This window comes from Streptomyces umbrinus (genome assembly GCF_030817415.1).
GTDB classification, from domain to species: Bacteria; Actinomycetota; Actinomycetes; order Streptomycetales; family Streptomycetaceae; genus Streptomyces; species Streptomyces umbrinus_A.
This window is the reverse complement of record NZ_JAUSZI010000002.1, coordinates 2,840,462-2,856,851: the sequence shown is the minus strand read 5'-3', so window position 1 is coordinate 2,856,851 and position 16,390 is coordinate 2,840,462. Positions and strand designations below refer to the sequence as shown.

Below are 16,390 nucleotides of genomic sequence, written 5' to 3'. Positions count from 1 at the left end.
GTGAATTCCCCAGTGTTCGGCCGACGGGAGGAGCCGCCCGGTGCCGCCGCTGGCATGCTGCCGTTCATGTCGGCGTATCACGTGGCGTTCATGCCATTTCCCGCGTTCGGTCACATCAACACGACGCTGCCCGTCGTCGCGGAGCTCGTGCGCCGCGGCCACCGGGTCACCTTCGCGACCAACGCACGTTTCGCTCCCCTGGCCGCCGGGGCCGGCGCCGAGGTGCTGGAGTACGAGTCGTGGCTCGCCTCACGCAAGCTGCCGGAGCGGGTGGACGCCGAGTACATGGTGCACGAGCCGGTCCGCTCGATCGACGAGGCCATCGCCACCGTTCCGGTCTACGAGGCCGGGTTCGGTGACGACATACCGGACGTCCTGCTGTACGACGTCAGCACCTTCGCCGCCGGCCGGGTGCTGGCCCGCAAGTGGGAGCGGCCCGCGATCGAGTTGTTCGCGACCTTCGCCTCCAACGAGCACTACTCGCTCACCCAGCAGATCGGCGCACTGTACGCGGACGAGATCGACCGGGAGCATCCCGCCCTCGTCGACTTCTTCGTCAAGCAGGGTCAACTGCTGCGCGATCACGGCCTGGAGGACGTGACGCTGGAGGAGTTCAACGCGCCCGCCGACGACGCCAACCTGGTGTTCCTGCCCCGGCGGTTCCAGCCCGCCGAGGAGACCTTCGACGACCGGTTCGCCTTCGTCGGAGCGTGCATCGGCAACCGGGCCGAGGAGGCCCCCTGGCATCCGCCGGGCGACGGACGTCCGCTGCTGCTGGTGTCGATGGGCAGCTTCAGCTTCGACCACCAGCGGCAGTTCGTGCGCGCGTGCGTCGAGGCATTCGCGGACACCGAATGGCATGTGGTCGTCTCCGCGGGGGCCTGGGCGGACGGCGACGGCTTGCCCATCGTGCCGGACAATGTCCAGCTGCACCGCTGGGTCCCCCAACTGGCCGTGCTGGAGCGGGCGGACGCGTTCGTGTCGCACGCGGGCATGAACAGCGTGATGGAGGCCATGTACTTCGGTACGCCGGTGGTCGCCGTGCCGCACATGCCCGAGCAACGACTCGTCGCGGCCCGGCTCCAGGAGCTCGGCCTCGGCGTGCATCTGCCGCCGGCCGAGGCCACCGGCGAGCGGCTGCGCGAGGCGGTGGACCGCGTCGCCGCCGACGGTCACACGCGCGCGCAGGTCCGTTCGCTGAGCGAGACCCTGCGCTCCACCGACGGTCCGGCGATCGCCGCGGACTACGTCGAGGCGGTGGCCGCGCGTCGGGCGGTCGCGTCCCGCACCGAGTAGGGCAGCGTCGGCACCCCGGCCCCTGGCCGTGGCGCCGCCCTTCGGTTGGTTCTACGCGCGTCACGGAAGACGTGGGCGCCCGGCGATCGTCAGGTAAAAGGCCGTGGACAGGGTCCTCTCCCGAGTGATAATCGACGATGCGTGCGAGACGGCTGCAGGTTGGCCGAATCGCACCGGCAGTCGGTCGGGTGGACGGACGGACGGGGGAGCAGTACATGAATGAGTGGGGATCGGTCAGAGTCGCTGTTGTTGCGCGGGGTGAGGTGGCTCGCGGCGGGCTCGCCCGCATGCTGGCGGACGTCGCGCACGTGGAGCAGTACGCCGTCTTCGAGCCCGAGGACTTCACGGCGGCGGCACCGGAGGACGCCATCCAGTTGCTCATCCTTTCGTGCGACGTGCTGGTGCTGTGGTGTGCGAACGGCTCCGGGCTCGGGGAGAACGCGTGGTCGGCAGAACTGGCGGCGGTCGCCCGGAAGAACGGGATCCGGGTCGCGCTGATGCTGCCCGGCGCCGAGGTGAAGCGGGCGGCGTCCGGCGGGGGCGTGCCCTGCGACGCCGTCCTGGACCAGAACGCGCTGACCACCGAGGGCCTGGGTGATGCGCTGCGCAGGCTCTCCCGCGGTGAGCGACTCGTGCCGGAGTCGCTCGCGCGGGTGCCGTCGCTCTCTCGCGGCCAGGACACCGCACCGCCTGCCGGATCGCCGATCGGAGTGCTCACCGAGCGCGAGAGACAGGTGCTGGAGCTGCTCGTCGACGGGCTGAGCAACAAGCAGATCGGACGAGCCCTGTCGCTGTCCGAGCACGCCGCCAAGCGCATCGTGGCGATCGTGCTGTCCAAGCTGAACTGCCCGAACCGCACCCAGGCCGTCGCGGTCGCCCTGCGCGAAGGCCTGATCGGGACGGACGAGGCCGACTTCCCCGCGCTCCATACGTAGGGCGCCTGTTCTGCGCGCTGGTCCGGTGGCGGGGTGCGGATGCCGCGCGTCGGTGCCCGAACACTGGCCGGCCGTCGCGCACCCGGGCGCCCGACACCCGCATCGGCCCGGTGTTCGGGCGGCGGGCCAGGCGGTACGGGTGTGATTCCCGGGACTTCAGGGGTCCCCGGGGCCGGCGTGACCGAGTATCGCAGCAAGGTCGGTGCGGCCGCTGATGCCCAGCGCCCGGTAGCTGTTGGTCAGATGGAGTTCGACCATGCGCAGGCTGACCGAGAGCGCCTCGGAGATCGCCTTGTTCGACCGGCCCTCGGCGGCCAGCAGCGCGACCCGCAGCTGAGCCGCGCTCAGCCGCGCCCGGCTCGTCCGGGGCAGTGCGGCGAAATGGGCGGCGACCTCCTCGGCACGCGGGACGGGCCGGCCGTCGGCGCGGCTCGCCGCCAAGGCGTCGTCCAGCAGGCGTCGGCCGTCCGCGGACCGACCGCCGTCGAGCAGGGCCGCGGCCAGCTCCGCCACCGCCTGCACGTACCGTGCGCGTGCCGCCGAAGGGGCGAGCACCCGTACCGCGGTACGCAGATGCCTGAGCGACCTCGGACCCGTCAGGGTGAGACCGGTCCAGAGGTGCACCGAGCCGACCGTGCTCGGCGCGCTCCAGGCCCGGGCCGCCGCCAGGTCGTCGGCCAGCAGGCGGGCGGCGGCGTCCGGGTCCACGGACGCCTGAGCCATGGCCAGATGCGAACGCCAGGGCACGACACCGGGATTGGTACAGCCGACCGCCAGCAGGATCCGGCCGCATTCCCGCAGGTGCGCCCTCGCATCGGCCATCCGCCCGGTACACAGGCCGAGGACGCCGCGCGCGAACAGCAGCTGAGTCCGGCCAAGACCGTACTCGTGCCGGTCCGGCACGAACCTCGCCAGCGTGGACTCGGCGTGGTCCGGCCGCCCCGACTCCAGGGCGAGGAGCGCCTCCAACGCGGTCAGTCTCGGCAGGGTCCGGGGATGCCAGTGGCGCCGGGGCACCTCCGTCATGGCCTCGGCCAACCGGTCCCGGGCTTCGCCCAGGTCGCCGGTGCGCAGCGCCAGTTCGGCCCGGTTCAGCAGGGCCTGCCCGACTGCCGGCCGCACCCCGTGTCGCCGGGCCTCGGCCTCGATCCGCTCGAGCCCGCCCCGCGCGAGGTCCACGTCCTCGGTGACGGCGAGCACACGCGTCGCCGCCAGCCCGGGAGCGAACAGCCCGGTCCCGGACCGCCCGAGCGCGACAGCGGCGAGCCGCCGCGCCTCACGGATCCCGTGCCCGGCAACACAGTGCCGCCATGCAACAGCCGCGGCCTCGGCCGGATCGAGCTCCGGCACCGCCGGCCCCGACTCACCACGGCAGGCGCGGGCCGGTGAGCCGGGGTCGGCGGTGCGGGGAGTGCCGGTCTGCGGTGTGTCCGTCTCCTCCGCACCCCCCGCCGATGTCCCGCCGGCTGTGACCGGCGCGCCCGCTTCGACGGCACCGCCCGGCATCGAGGCGACGGGACCCGTCTCCAGCGCCAACTCCCGCAGGGCGAGAAGCGTTCTCCTCTCCGCCGGAGCCGTCGTTTCCCTCCCCGCGGCCGAGGCGAGCGCCGCCGCGGTGTGGTCCCCGCCGCGCAGGGTCAACAGGTCGGCGGCGGGGAGGCGGTCGGTGGACCGGTCCGGAGCGGTGACCTCGGCCAGGACGCGGCGGAACCCGCGGTCGGCGGCCTCGGGTGCCACGGACAGCTGCGCCACGGCCAGTTCCAGCAGGACCTTCGCCCGCAACGCGCCGGATGCCCCGCGGTCCACCGCCCGTTCGAGGAACGCGACCGCGTCGGCGTTGTCGCCGGACCGCCGGGCGAGCGCGCCGACCGTATACAGGGCGGCGGGCACCCACGGGTCGGTCAGCCGTGTGTGCGCCACGAGTCGGCCGAGGACCTGCTCCGGGACTCCGTCGCGGCGGCCCAGCCGCACGGCGTGCTCGTACAACTCGCCGCGCGGGCCCTCGTCCATGAGGCCGAGCACCCGATCGGCCACGAGCGAGTGGAAGGGCCGGGGACGGACAACGGAGTCGAGCAGTCCGGTACGGGCCAGCTCCGCACGGGCCCGCTCGCGGTACGGCGGGAGGATCCCGGCCAGCTCGCAGACCTGGTCGAACGAGAAGCCCCCGTACGCCACCGTGCTCGCCCTGACCAACGCGACCACATGCTCGGGTACATGGGTCAGAACCACCCGCATGTGGTGCCTCCCCACCTGCTCGGCCAGGGCCACGAGGTCGTCGGTGCCGGGCGCCGGGGCAGGCCACCGCCGCAACGCCGCGCACAGGACCGCAGGGTTGCCGCCTGTCGCGGCGACGGCGGCCGGAACGAGCGCGCCGCCGGCGTCCTCGCCGTACGCCTCGGTGAGCAGTGCCCGCACGGCGTCCGTACTCAGTGGGCGCAGCGCCAGCTCGTACCGGGGCGTGTCGCCCGCGGCCAGGACCGCCGGGTCGCAGCCGGCGACCACCCACAGCAGGGGCCGGTCATCAGAGTGCCGCGCGAGGACCCACTCCCCTTCCAGCGAGGGCGGGTCGACCCACTGTGCGTCGTCGACGACGACCGCCAGCGGCGCCCCGGGCATGTCGCGCGCCGCATCCGCGATCGCGTGCGAGGCGATGCCCCGGCGGCGGTGCGGGTCGGCGGGCCACTGCGGAGCGACGACGTGCAGCCCGGCCCGCCGGGCCAAGGCGGACGCCTCGGCGAGCACAGCGCTGCGTCCGGTACCCGGCCGCCCGTGCACGACGACGGTGGCCGACCCGCCGCCCGCGACCTCGCGCACAGCCTCCCGCAGCGTCTCCATCTCGCCCGACCGCTCCAGGAGCCTCGCTCGCGTGTCCGCCGGACCGGCCGCGGGGGGCCGCTGGCTCAACGGTCTTCGCCGAGCACGCGCGCAGATGTGCCCGGACTCTGGGACGTGAGCCACTCCGCGAGGTCGGCGCGACCGGTGACGCCGAGTTTTCGGTACACGTTCGTCAGGTGGTACTCGACGGTGCGCACGGTCAGATAGAGCGCATCGGCGATGGCGCGGTTCCTCGCACCTGCCGCCGCCATCTCCGCCACGGGACGCTCGGCGGCGCTGAGCGCGACCCGCGCGGGCCGACCGCCCGCCGCCGTGAGCGCGGCCCGGGCCGGCTCGGCCACGGTGGTCAGACCGTACCGAACGGCCGTAGCCCGTGCCGCGTGCAGATGGCCGCGCGCAGCCTTCTTGTCCCCCCGCTGCAACAGCGCCTGCCCGAGGCGCAGTTCGGCGAGCGCGCGGGAGTACCGGTCGGAGCTGCTGTCCAGCAGGCGGACACTCTCGGCGAGCAGTTCCACACGGTCGGAGGCCGCGGCCACCATGCCCCTGGCCAGCACACTCAACCCGGTGCTGCGGGCCGTGGGCCACTGCTCGGCCAGGTGCCGGCCGAGTTCGGCCCGCTCCGCGGCGGCGCTCGTCCGGCCAAGCGCCATGAGCAGCTCCGTGCTGTGCACCCACCATGTGGTGAACACCGGGTTGGCCACGTCCGCTGCGGCGAGGCTCGCCCCGCACCGCTCCATCAGGTCCAGGGCCTGCCCGAGCCTGCCCCGTCCGCGCTCGACGAGGGCCTTGGCCATGAGGTGATGGTGGTACGCCCAGACGGAGTCGTCGACGCGGCGGCCATCGAGTCGACGCAGAGTGTCCTCGGCCCTGTCGAGGTCGGCGCCGGCCACCAGTGCCAGGGCCAGGGTGACCGGCGCCAGGTGGCTGTGCTCCTCCCAGCCATGCCCTCGGGCGATCCGGGAGGCGGCCAGCGCCGCCTCGGCCGCGTCGTGCGCCCGGCCGGACTCGAGCAGGAGCAGCGCCCGGGCCGACCGGGCGTGGCAGTCGGCCCACACCTCTTTGCGTCGCTCGCTGTCCGCGATGGCCATGTCCAGATGACCGAGCGCGGCAGTGGTGTCGTCGGCCAGCCCGAGGACCTGGGCCGCGGCGACCCTCGCCCAGGCGGTGCGCGGCCGGTCCACCCGGAGGACCTGCTGGGCGATGGTGGTCGCGCCGCGCAGATCGGTGCCGGTCAGCGCGGTGCGCAGGGCGCGGGCGGCGAGTGCGAGGTGTTCCGTCGTGCCGCCGACCGGCGTCGGCCGGGTCCGCGGAGGCGGTGTCGGGTCCAGGCGCCCGGCCCACACCTCGCGCAGCAGATTGTCGAGCGTCCGAGGCGTGTCGGGTGTGCGGTGCGTCATGAGCGCGGCGAGCCGGAGCGGAACCGCGGCGCGCGCCCGGGCATGCGGGTCGTCCGTGCGGGCCAGCGCTCCTTCGAGGTGCTCGCGGGCGGCCGTCGGATCGATATCGAGCAGCACCACGGCGAGGTCGGTCCGGACGGCGACGTCGGCCGGGTCGTCCCGGTGGAGCCGTTCGAGATAGCGCACGGCGGACGCGGGGTGATCGCGTCGAGCGGTGCCGGCCGCTTCCTTGAGGATGGCGGTCATCCAGGGCCGGTTCAGGGCGGACTGCCCGAGGATCAGGTCGGCCACCTGCCCGGCGGGCCGCCCGGCGTCGTTGAGGATCTCGGCGGCCTGTGCACGCATGCGCTCGCCCTCGGCGGCGGGCAGCGTGCCGATCAGTGCGTCGAGGTGGGGCGGGACACCGTGCGCCGGTATCCGCTGCGGGAGCAGCCCGAGTTCCCGAGCGGCGTTCAGTGTCCGTGCAACCACTCCCGCGGGGAGCCCGGCGAGGGCACCGACGAGATCGGCGTCGGCGCTGCGCAGCAACACCGACGCCCTGGAGACCCGGAGCAGGTGCGACTCGTGGCGCACGAGGTCGTCGAGGCCGGCTCCGGCCGGCCCGCCGTTGTCGCCCGGCCACAGGTCGGCGACGTCGGCGACCGTGCAGTAGTCTCGCGCGACCAGTTCGTGCCAGGCGCCCGCCGCGGCGGGCAGCGCGCTGGGCGACAGGCTCAGCAGCACGGTCAGCGGTTCCCCTGACGTGTCGCGCATCAGATGGTCGATGCAGCGCAGCGTTCCGTCGTCGCACCACTGCGCGTCGGTCAGGGTGAGGACCAGTGGCGCCTGAGCCAGCAGACCGTTGACACGGGCGACGGCCGCGTGTCGTACCTGGTTCGGGGGGAGCGGTTCCGCGCCGTGATCGTCGAGCAGCCGCCTCAGTACGGCGTGTTCGGTACCGGCCTCGTCGGGTCGGCAGGCGACGCGCCGCACGCTCGTTTCCCTGCCGCACACGTCGCTGACGCGATGCGCGAGCTCGGCCACGGGCGTGCGGTCGGCGGAGCCGAGCGTCACGATGCAGCGAGCGGAGGAGCGGCTCGATCGCAGGGCCGCGGGAGGGGCCGTTGGACATATGTGCTCTGATCGGTTCGAGCTCACAATGAACACGATATGGCAATTCTGTGTGTCATGTTGAAGGTGTAAACGATCCATGAAGGCGGCCTTGTGAGCCGAACTGCCCTCGACATGGTCGGAATCGCTTCGTCCCATCCGTGAACGGAGTCCTCTGTGTCGCTCCACGACCGGGCACGCCCTCTCGCCTCGATCCGTACGGCGATGGCACACGTGCGCGACGGTGCCGCCACGCTCGTGGCGGTCACGGGTGCGCCGGGCATGGGCCGTTCGGTGTTCCTCGACGCGGTCGGGGAAGTGGCGGCGCGGGACGGCTTCCTCGTACGGCGGGTCGGCGGCAGCCGCCTGGACCAGGGGCTGAGCCTCGGTGTCGTCGGCCGGCTCCTCCCGCAAGGCGATCTCGACGCCGGTGCGCGGCGGGCGGCTGTCGTCGACGCGGTCGTCGCGGCAGAGCGGGCCGCCGCCCCCGTGGCATTCCTGGTGGACGATCTGCAATGGGCCGACGAGACGTCATTGGACTGGCTGGCCCGTTTGCTCGCCGACCCGGAACCCGCTCCGCTGCTCCTGGTGGTCACGGTGTGCGAGGGCGAGTCGGCCACCGAACTGCCCGGAGTACAGGACCTGTTGCTGGCCGCGGACCAGGTGGTCCGGATGGGGCCACTGAGTGTGGACGGCGTACGCGCCCTGCTCAGGGACCGTGGCGTCGTCCTGGCCGACGCACCGGGCCGGGCCTGGACGCGGGCGACGGGCGGGAGCCCCACGCTGGTCAACTCCCTGCTCGACCGCCTGGAGGCGGCGCGGCCACCCGCTCCCGCGCGACTGCTCGCCGTCGCCCGCGCCCGGCCGGCGCCCTGGCACCTGCGGGGACGCGTGGCCGCGGCGCTGAGCAGCCATGTGGAGTCGGTCCGGCGGCTCGCGTACTGCGCCGCGATCCTCGGCGGAGTGGCCGACGCGCGCACCGTCGCGCGCGTCGCGGACCTCGATCCGGCCGAAGCGGCCGCCGCGGAAAGGGCGCTGCACCGGCTCGGCTGGGTGGCGGACCTCTGCGAGCCGCCCGTGCTGTGGGACTGCGTACGGGAGATCGCCGAGGAGGGCCTTGCCCTCGATGACCGCACCACATTGCACCGTCGCGCCGCCGAGTTGCTCTATGCCTCGGGCTCCCCGGTCGAGCGGGTCACCCCCCACCTCCTCGAGGTCGGCCCCGGCGAGTGGCCCGAGGCCGCCCGGGTGTTGCGCGAGGCCGCCGACGACGCGCGGCGCCGCGGGGACCTCGGCCTCGCGATCCGCTGCCTGCGGCGGGCCCTGCGGGAATGCCCGCCCGACAGCCCGCAGCGCGGCGACTTCCTGGCCGCCCTCGCCGACGCGGAGCAGGACACCGACACCTCGGCCATGCTGCGGCACCTCACCCAGGCGATCCCGCTGCTGGCCTCGGCCCGTGAACGCGCCGCGGTCGTGGCGAGCGCGCCGCTGACACTTTTCGTCTTCGCCCCGGCGGCGTCCGAGATGATCGAGTCCGCCCGGGCGACGCTGGCCACGGTGCCGGCGTCCGACCTCGAAGCGGTGGACCTGGGCCTGCGGTTGGAGGCCCGCGCGCGGCTGCTCGAGTCCGGAGGCCCGGATGCCTCGGCCGCGGCGGTCAAACGCCTGCGCGAACTGGACCCCGGCCCCGGGGCCGGTACCGCCGCCCAGCGCGAACTCGTGGCGGTCCTCGCCTTCGTCGGGACCCTCGGTGTACGGCTGCGGGCCGCCGAAGTCGCCGAACTGGTGCGCTGGATGCTGGACCACGAGCCGGCCTCAGCTGCCTCCGGGTACGCCGCGCCCTCACTGATGATTGCCTGCGGCATCGCGGCCGGCGCGGACGACTCCGTACGCAGTTGGCTGGACATGGCCCTCGAAGCGGCGCGGCAGCGGGGTGACGAGCGGCAGCGGACCCGGGTGCTGGGCTGGCGGGCGCTGGCCGGCCTGCACGCCGGCCGGCTCGCGGACGCCTGGTCGGATGCGCGGGACGCCTGCGCGGCGGACCCCGGCGCGCTGGACGACAACGACTGGTTGGCCGTACTGGGGCTGATGTCCGTGGCGGCCGAGACACGCGATCCCTTGCTGGCCGACCGACTGCGGGCCCTGCCGGCCGAGCCACGGGACACCGGATTGCCGATGCGCAGCCTCGCTCTTCAAGTGCTGCGAGCCTCGTCGGCCACGGCAACCGAACCGCCCGTCCCGGTCGCGGGCCTGCTGGCGACCGTTCGCCGCACCGAGGAGGCGGGCTGGCACAATCAGACGCTTTTCCCGATGGGGCTGTGGTGCCTGCCCTCTCTGCTCCGCCTCGGCGAGACCGGGAACGCGCTCGAAATCCTCGCCCGCGCGGGCGATCGGGCCCGCGCGTTCGGATCGCCCACCACACTGGGCCGCGTTCTGCGCATCTGGGGCACGCTCGTGCGGGAACGGTATGCGCTGTCGCTGCTCGCCGAGTCCGTTGCCGTGCTCCGGGAGAGTCCCAACACGCTGGAGTTGGGCAGGGCTTTGACAGCGTACGGAAACCGGCTGCGCGCCGCCGGGCGTCCCGGCTCCGCGGAAGTCCTCGCCGAAGCCGACCGGATCGCCGATGCGACAGGAGCGTCACTGCTGCGTCGCTGGACCGGGTCGCCTCACGGTGAGCTGCTCGGGGTCGTGCTGCCGGGCGGCGGACGGCTCAGCGACGCCGAGCGCCGGGTGGCCGCGCTGGTGGCTCTTGGACACACCAACCAGGACGCGGCGGCGGAGCTCGGCGTCACACGGCGTGCGGTGGAGAAGACCCTGACCGGGCTGTACCGGCGGCTTGGCGTGGAGGGCCGGGCCGGCCTGGTTCCGTTCGTACGTCGTATGGCGGGGGAAGCAGCCTTCCGGTCGGGAACGCTGTCCGACAGACTGTGACGCCCCGTCAGAAAGTGCGGATGGGCGATCATTGGCGCTGAGCATAAGTGGAACACCGCTCGTTTTTTATCTGGCATTTACCAGACTTCCTTACCCGACCGGCGCCCGATCGGGCTCGGGCGGGGAACAGACTTCGGTGCCCGATCGGTGCACCGATCGGGCTACTCCTCGGTAATCTCCCCCGCCCAACTGCGGAAACTGGTGATCTGGCCAGTCGAATTCGGCTCCGGTCCGGCGATCACCTGCCGGGCGGCGGCGTCCGGACGGCTCGTTCCGCACCACTCGATGTGGGCACCCGCACGATCTCCGAACCAGTGCGGAGAGACCACAGTGTTGTGCTGAGCCACTGGCGCACATTGCGCGCCGAGCTTTGGCCTCATTAGGCTGCCGAGCGCCCGCCGAAAAATACAACGGGGAAAGGTGTGGCGCACATGATCCTTGCGGAGAGCGGTACGGGGAGCGAAATTCGGCAGAATGTGGGGGGAATATCCCTCATTCCAAGAAATTCACCCAGTTCTGTCGATGAATTGCACGACCTGGAATCTCCCTTGGTCAATGCGGAGATCCGGAGTGACGAATACGGCGATGTTGTCCTTTCGCTGTTCGAACGCTCGGGTATCGGCCTGGCGATTCTCGATCCGACCCTGCGGGTGCGGTCCGTGAACAGCGCCTTCAGCGCGCAGTGCGGCCGGCGCCACGACGAGATCTGCGAGCGCGGCTTCGCGGAGTTCCTGCACCCGAGCGTGCGGCAGTACGTGCTGCGACAGTTCGGCCGGCTCGTCCAGGGGCACCACGCGCGCCTCGTCGGCCGGTCCATCACCATGTGGTTCCACGACACCGCGGTCTCCGGCAAGCTCGCCGCGTTCCCGGTGGAGGACACGGTCGGCAAGGTCAAGATGATCCTGGTTCAGTTCACGCCGGAGGAGGCGGCCGACGATCATCAGGCGCTCGTCGGTTCCCAGTGGAGGCTGACGCCCCTCACCGCGAAGGTGCTGGAGGGTGTGGCGGCGGGGGACCCGACCGTGCGGCTCGCGGCCAAGTTGTTCCTCAGCCGCCAGGGCGTCGAGTACCACGTGAGCCTTCTCCTGCGGCAGTTCAAGGTGCCCAACCGCACGGCGCTCGCCGCGAAGGCGTACTCGATGGGCATGTTCAGCATCGGCTGCTGGCCACCCAGCATCCTCCCCGAGTACGTCCGTCCCGGGCGTCAGGGAACCGATCGCGCGCGGGGCGAAGCCGGTATGCAAGCCCGACGGCCATAGACGCCGCTCCATACCGCCAGTTATCGTGGGCCACTGCGTGGTAGCTACTAGCTAACCGGGTAGCCACTGCGTGGTGAGCCATGACCGTGACGCCGAAGGCATCGCATGGACGAGTGCCCAGGCGGGGCCACCGACTCGGCGTCAGGCTCTGAACACTCGCGGGGGAAACGTGAAATTACTGGTAGTTGAGGACAACGAACGCGTGTCCGCGGCCCTGCAGGCCGCATTGATCCAACAGGGTGTGGAAGCGGTGTGCGCGACCACCGGCAAGGCCGCGGTCGACCTTCTGGAGCGGATCCGTCCGGATGCCGTACTGCTCGATCTCGGCCTGCCCGACTGTGACGGCTTCACCCTGTGCAGCACGATTCGGGCGGCCAGCCCGGTGCCGATTCTGGTGACCAGCGCCCGCGCGGACCACGGCTCGTGCGTGCGGGGGCTCGACCTCGGCGCGGACGACTACCTCGTCAAGCCCTACAACCTGGCCGAAGTACTGGCCCGGGTGCGGGCGGTGATACGCCGTCGCCGGTTCGCCGAGCCACCCCTCGCCGAGGCACCGCCCGGGGATCTCGTCCTGGCCGGGCCGGTGCGCATCGACCTGCGGGAACACGCCGTGCTGGTCAACGGCTCCCCGACCGAGCTGTCGGAAGACGAGTTCGGCATCCTGGTGGCCCTGGCCCGCCGACCGGACGAGACCCTGGGCGCAGACCAGCTCGTCGACGAGATCCTGCGGGCCCGCCGGACGACCGTGCAGGCCACGCTGCCGCGCTCGATCGCCGCACTGCGCGAGCGGATCGGCGTGCCCTATATGCTCGAAGCAGTCGAAGGAGTGGGCTACCGACTGTCTGTCACCGGGCGCGCGTAGCCGATGAGGTTCCGTCCGGGGTGTGCGGCAGTCGTCGCCGTGTGCTGTGTCCTTGTGTCCCTGACCGTGTCCTCAGCCGTCTCCCGCCCCCTGTGCGGCGTCGAGCATCTCCCGATGTACGTCGCGTCCATGGCCGCCGCGTTCCTCCCGTACCTGCTCACCGGTGCCGGCGCCGCGGGGCACCTCGCACTCGTTCTCGACGGGCCCGAGCACCACTTGGGAGTGCTCGCTGCCGAGAACCTCTTCCTGTCCGTCGGCGGGACGCTGGTCGAGGTCGGCCGCGCGGTGGGGCTGATCGGGCTCGCCGACCTGCTCGTCGTGACCACTGTCTTCCTGGTGGCGTCCCGCATCAGACGGTCCCAGCGCCGGCTCTGCGAGGTGGAGCGGGCGGCCCGGCAGCTCGGCGAGGGCGACCTGACCAGCAGGGTGCCGCCGCTCGACCAGGGGCCGCTCGAGGTACGCCGGGTGGTCAGCGCCTTCAACGACATGGCCGACGCGGTCCACGCATCCATGGAGAAACAAGCGGCTTTCGTCGTGGACGCCTCGCACCAACTGCGCAACCCGCTGACCGTGCTGAGTCTGCGTATGGAGATGCTCTCCCTGAGCCTGGAAGGCAAGGGGCGGGAGGAGGTGGAGCTGATCCGCGAGGAGATGAACCGGTTGGACATCATGCTCGGCCAGCTCTTGGACCTCGCCTCCGCCCGGGGCGCGTTCACGGTGAGGCCGGGTCCCGTCGACGCGGTGGACCTGGTGGCCGACCGGGTCACGGCATGGCGGCCGCAGGCCGAACACCGGTCGGTCTCGCTGGACGTGGCGGCCGGGCTCCCAGCCGTCATCCTGGCCGACGCGGCATTGGCCGGCTCGATCCTGGACACCGTGCTGGACAACGCCATCAAGTTCAGTCCGGAGGGCGGGCGGATCACCGTACGCTTGCGGGACCACGGAACCATGACGAGTATCGAGGTCAGTGACGAGGGCCCCGGGCTCGCCCCGGCCGACTTCCTGCACATCGGCAACCGCTTCTGGCGTGGCTCCACGACCCGGGACGCGCCCGGTACGGGACTGGGCCTGAGCATCGCCCGTGAGATGGCGGCGGTCATGGGTGGACAACTGACGTTCGCGGCCGTCGAACCGCACGGACTGTGTGTGGCACTCCACGTGCCACGGACCGATACCAGGCGCGCCGCGCGGTCTTCGTTGCAGAAGTCCGGCTGACCGCCACCATTCCGAAAACCAATTCTGCCCCCGGGCGCTCGCCTGAATTGTCGACCATGCGCCGAGAGTCCATTCCGTCAAGCCGCTGGCGCATCCGCGAGCCTAGCCACCTCGCACATCGGGCGACAAGTAGGGGATCACCCTGTAGGCCCGGTAGAGGCACCACCGTCAATTCCCTTGCCGAGTCCTGCGGTTGAGCGGGTAAAAGCGATGTCCGCGGTCGCCGCCGTACTGCCTTTTGGGAATCCTGGGAAATGTTATAGAAGCCGCCAGGATCGCGCCGTCCCATACGGCCATTGAATTACGGTCGGGCACCGAGGAAGTGGAACGGAAGCCGACAGGCGAGACCTCCGGCAGGTCCCGTGACGCTGAGGGGTGGACATGACCGACTTCGAGGCCGTCGCGCGGCTGCGCTCGTACCCGCCCCTGGTGTTCGCGGGGGAGTGCGATCTGCTCAGCGTGCGCCTGGCGCGGGTCGCCCGCGGCGAGGCGGTCCTCCTGCAGGGCGAAGTCCATGGGCGTGACCGCGCCGGGGTGACCGCCGATGTGATCCGGGCCCGACTCCGGACCCTGCTGCAGATGGCCCTGGTCCTGACGTACGCCGCCTCCGTACCGGTGGTCAAGATCGGCAGGATCCCCTTCCGGGACCCGGAGCCGTCCGGCATGGTCCGCATGTACGAGGTCTCCGCGGCCACATTGAACCTCGTGCGGGCCCTCACCACCGGCTACGCCGACCTGCGCCAAGTGCACGAGTGGAACCGGGACTTCGTAGCCGGCTCGCCCGCTCGGGGACGCCACGTGGCGCTCGTCGACGAGATCGACCGGGCGCTGGCCTTCATGCGTGCCTGCGGCTTGGACCCCGCGGGGCTCTCCACGGTCGAGTTCTTCGCTTCCCATGCCTGCGTGCCGCTCGCGTACGAGTCTGCGCTCACCCGCGTCGACTCGCGGACCGGACAGCTGTACAACACCTCGCGTCACTTCGTGCGGACCGGCGAACACATCTGGAACAGCCCGGGGGCCCACGGCGATTACCTCGACTACCTTGCAGCGATCCGCAATCCCCTCGGCGTCGAGATCGGCCCCGGGACGGGACCCGATGACGCGCTGGGTCTGCTCGACCGGCTGAATCCGGCCAGGGAACCCGGTCGGCTGACCTTCCTCGTACGCATGGGCCCCGCCACGCTGCGAGACAAACTTCCCGCGCTCGTCGAGAAGGTCACGGCCGAAGACCACCAGGTGGGCTGGATCTGCGACCCCGCACCCGTCGGTCCTCGACACCGTCGCTTCGACGACATCCTCGACGAGGTCACCGCCTGCTTCGAGGTTCACCGAGCCCTGGGCATCCACCCCGCCGGTCTCACCGTCGATCTGACCGGAGACGGTTCCATGGCACTGGACCTGGCCTTTCTTGTCGCGGAGCTGTACCGGGGGAGCGCCATGGGGCTTCATCCCGCTCCACGCTGAAGCTCGGCGACAGGTCCACGGTGAAGCTGGCCGAGACCGTAGGCAACCACCGCCAGGTGACATCTCTTCTGACACAGGCGTTACCCACTCTCGCGCTAGTGTGCGGATGTGAGCCTTTCTGTCGTCATAGGTTTGGGACCCGCGGGGGCGGCCACCGCACGGCTGCTGGCCGAGCAGGGGCATTCAGTACGGGTCATCACCAAGTCGGGCCGCAACTCGGAACCCGGCATCGAGCACGTCGCGTTGGACGCGACGGACAGCAAGCGGCTGATCGAGGCCACGCGGGGAGCGTCCTCGATCTACAGCTGTGCCGCACCGCCTTATCCACGGTGGGCGAGCGAATTGCCACCGCTGGCCTCGTCGCTCTGCGCGGCGGCCGAGGCGACCGGAGCCGTCCTGGTCATGCTGGGCAACCTCTACGGCTACGGCCCGGTGGACGGCCCCATGACCGAGGACCTGCCGCTTGCGGCCACCGGCACCAAGGGCCGGGTGCGCGCCGCTGTTTGGGAGCAGGCGCGGACACTTCATGAGGAGGGCCGGATCAAGGCGGTCGAGGTGCGGGCCTCGGACTTCTTCGGGCCCGGTGTGACCGACGGCGGGCACCTGGCCGGGCGGGTCATGCCACCACTGCTGCGCGGCAAGCCGGTCTCCACACTCGGGGATCCGGACACCCCGCACAGCTGGAGCTACCTCCCCGATGTGGCCAGGGCCCTGGTCGAGGTCGCGGGCGAGGAACGGGCCTGGGGGCGGGCCTGGCACGTACCGACAGAGCCCGCGCTGTCCGTTCGGGAGATGGTCGACCGCCTCTCCGCCGAGGCGGGAGTCGGGGCGGTCGCCGTGCGCGGACTGCCGCCGACCGTGCTGGGCCTCGCGTCACTCTTCTCCCCGTTGATCCGCGAATTGAAGGAAGTCCGCTATCAGTTCGACCGCCCGTTCGTAGTCGATTCGAGCGCTTACGAAGCCGAGTTCACCGTACGAGCCACGCCTGTCGACGAGCAGGTCAAGGCGACGGCCGACTGGTGGCGTGAGCGACTGGCGAACACCAGATGACCTCTGTGAGAACGAAGGAGTTCTAGTGGGTTCAACGGGGGCGCGGCGCGATGACGT

General features: G+C 71.6%; 10 protein-coding genes. 8 read left to right on the top strand and 2 right to left on the bottom strand.

Annotated features, from left to right (window positions below; translation table 11 throughout):
* Both QF035_RS12995 and QF035_RS12990 read left to right on the top strand, forming a co-directional pair.
* Positions 1–1,296 carry a macrolide family glycosyltransferase gene (locus QF035_RS12995; RefSeq protein ID WP_307520362.1) on the top strand — a complete coding sequence of 432 codons (1,296 nt, stop codon included), beginning with the start codon at positions 1–3 and terminating at the stop codon, positions 1,294–1,296.
* Positions 1,297–1,511: 215 nt separating this feature from the next.
* The gene (locus QF035_RS12990) at positions 1,512–2,231 is read left to right on the top strand and encodes a helix-turn-helix transcriptional regulator (protein WP_307520361.1); all 720 of its coding nucleotides are present in this window, start codon (positions 1,512–1,514) and stop codon (positions 2,229–2,231) included.
* A 156-nt stretch (positions 2,232–2,387) separates the two neighbouring features.
* On the opposite strand, the gene QF035_RS12985 is transcribed toward QF035_RS12990, so the two are convergent.
* Both QF035_RS12985 and QF035_RS12980 read right to left on the bottom strand, forming a co-directional pair.
* Positions 2,388–5,066: a helix-turn-helix transcriptional regulator gene (locus tag QF035_RS12985; RefSeq protein ID WP_307520360.1), complete on the bottom strand. Its 2,679-nt coding sequence runs from the start codon at positions 5,064–5,066 to the stop codon at positions 2,388–2,390.
* A gap of 65 nt (positions 5,067–5,131) precedes the next feature.
* Positions 5,132–7,516 carry a helix-turn-helix domain-containing protein gene (locus QF035_RS12980; protein ID WP_307520359.1) on the bottom strand — a complete coding sequence of 795 codons (2,385 nt, stop codon included), beginning with the start codon at positions 7,514–7,516 and terminating at the stop codon, positions 5,132–5,134.
* 213 nt (positions 7,517–7,729) lie between these two features.
* On the opposite strand from QF035_RS12980, the gene QF035_RS12975 reads away from it, so the two are divergent.
* From QF035_RS12975 to QF035_RS12950, 6 genes are all read left to right on the top strand, one after another.
* Positions 7,730–10,483: an AAA family ATPase gene (locus QF035_RS12975; RefSeq protein ID WP_307520357.1), complete on the top strand. Its 2,754-nt coding sequence runs from the start codon at positions 7,730–7,732 to the stop codon at positions 10,481–10,483.
* A gap of 431 nt (positions 10,484–10,914) precedes the next feature.
* On the top strand, positions 10,915–11,742 hold the full coding sequence (locus QF035_RS12970; protein WP_307520356.1) for a helix-turn-helix transcriptional regulator: 828 nt from the start codon (positions 10,915–10,917) through the stop codon (positions 11,740–11,742).
* Between the two features lie 169 nt (positions 11,743–11,911).
* Positions 11,912–12,604, top strand: coding sequence for a response regulator transcription factor (locus QF035_RS12965; RefSeq protein WP_307520355.1), 693 nt, complete (start codon positions 11,912–11,914; stop codon positions 12,602–12,604).
* A gap of 54 nt (positions 12,605–12,658) precedes the next feature.
* Positions 12,659–13,819 carry a sensor histidine kinase gene (locus QF035_RS12960; RefSeq protein WP_307520354.1) on the top strand — a complete coding sequence of 387 codons (1,161 nt, stop codon included), beginning with the start codon at positions 12,659–12,661 and terminating at the stop codon, positions 13,817–13,819.
* 381 nt (positions 13,820–14,200) lie between these two features.
* On the top strand, positions 14,201–15,283 hold the full coding sequence (locus tag QF035_RS12955; RefSeq protein WP_307520353.1) for a 3-deoxy-7-phosphoheptulonate synthase: 1,083 nt from the start codon (positions 14,201–14,203) through the stop codon (positions 15,281–15,283).
* A gap of 108 nt (positions 15,284–15,391) precedes the next feature.
* Positions 15,392–16,333, top strand: coding sequence for an NAD-dependent epimerase/dehydratase family protein (locus QF035_RS12950; RefSeq protein ID WP_307520352.1), 942 nt, complete (start codon positions 15,392–15,394; stop codon positions 16,331–16,333).
* Positions 16,334–16,390 lie beyond the last annotated feature (57 nt).

Coding starts and splice junctions, on each gene's coding strand:
- QF035_RS12990 (WP_307520361.1), top strand. CDS start 1,512: ATGAATGAGTGGGGATCGGTCAGAGTCGCTGTTGTTGCGCGGGGTGAG.
- QF035_RS12985 (WP_307520360.1), bottom strand. CDS start 5,066: ATGGAGACGCTGCGGGAGGCTGTGCGCGAGGTCGCGGGCGGCGGGTCG.
- QF035_RS12970 (WP_307520356.1), top strand. CDS start 10,915: ATGATCCTTGCGGAGAGCGGTACGGGGAGCGAAATTCGGCAGAATGTG.
- QF035_RS12955 (WP_307520353.1), top strand. CDS start 14,201: ATGACCGACTTCGAGGCCGTCGCGCGGCTGCGCTCGTACCCGCCCCTG.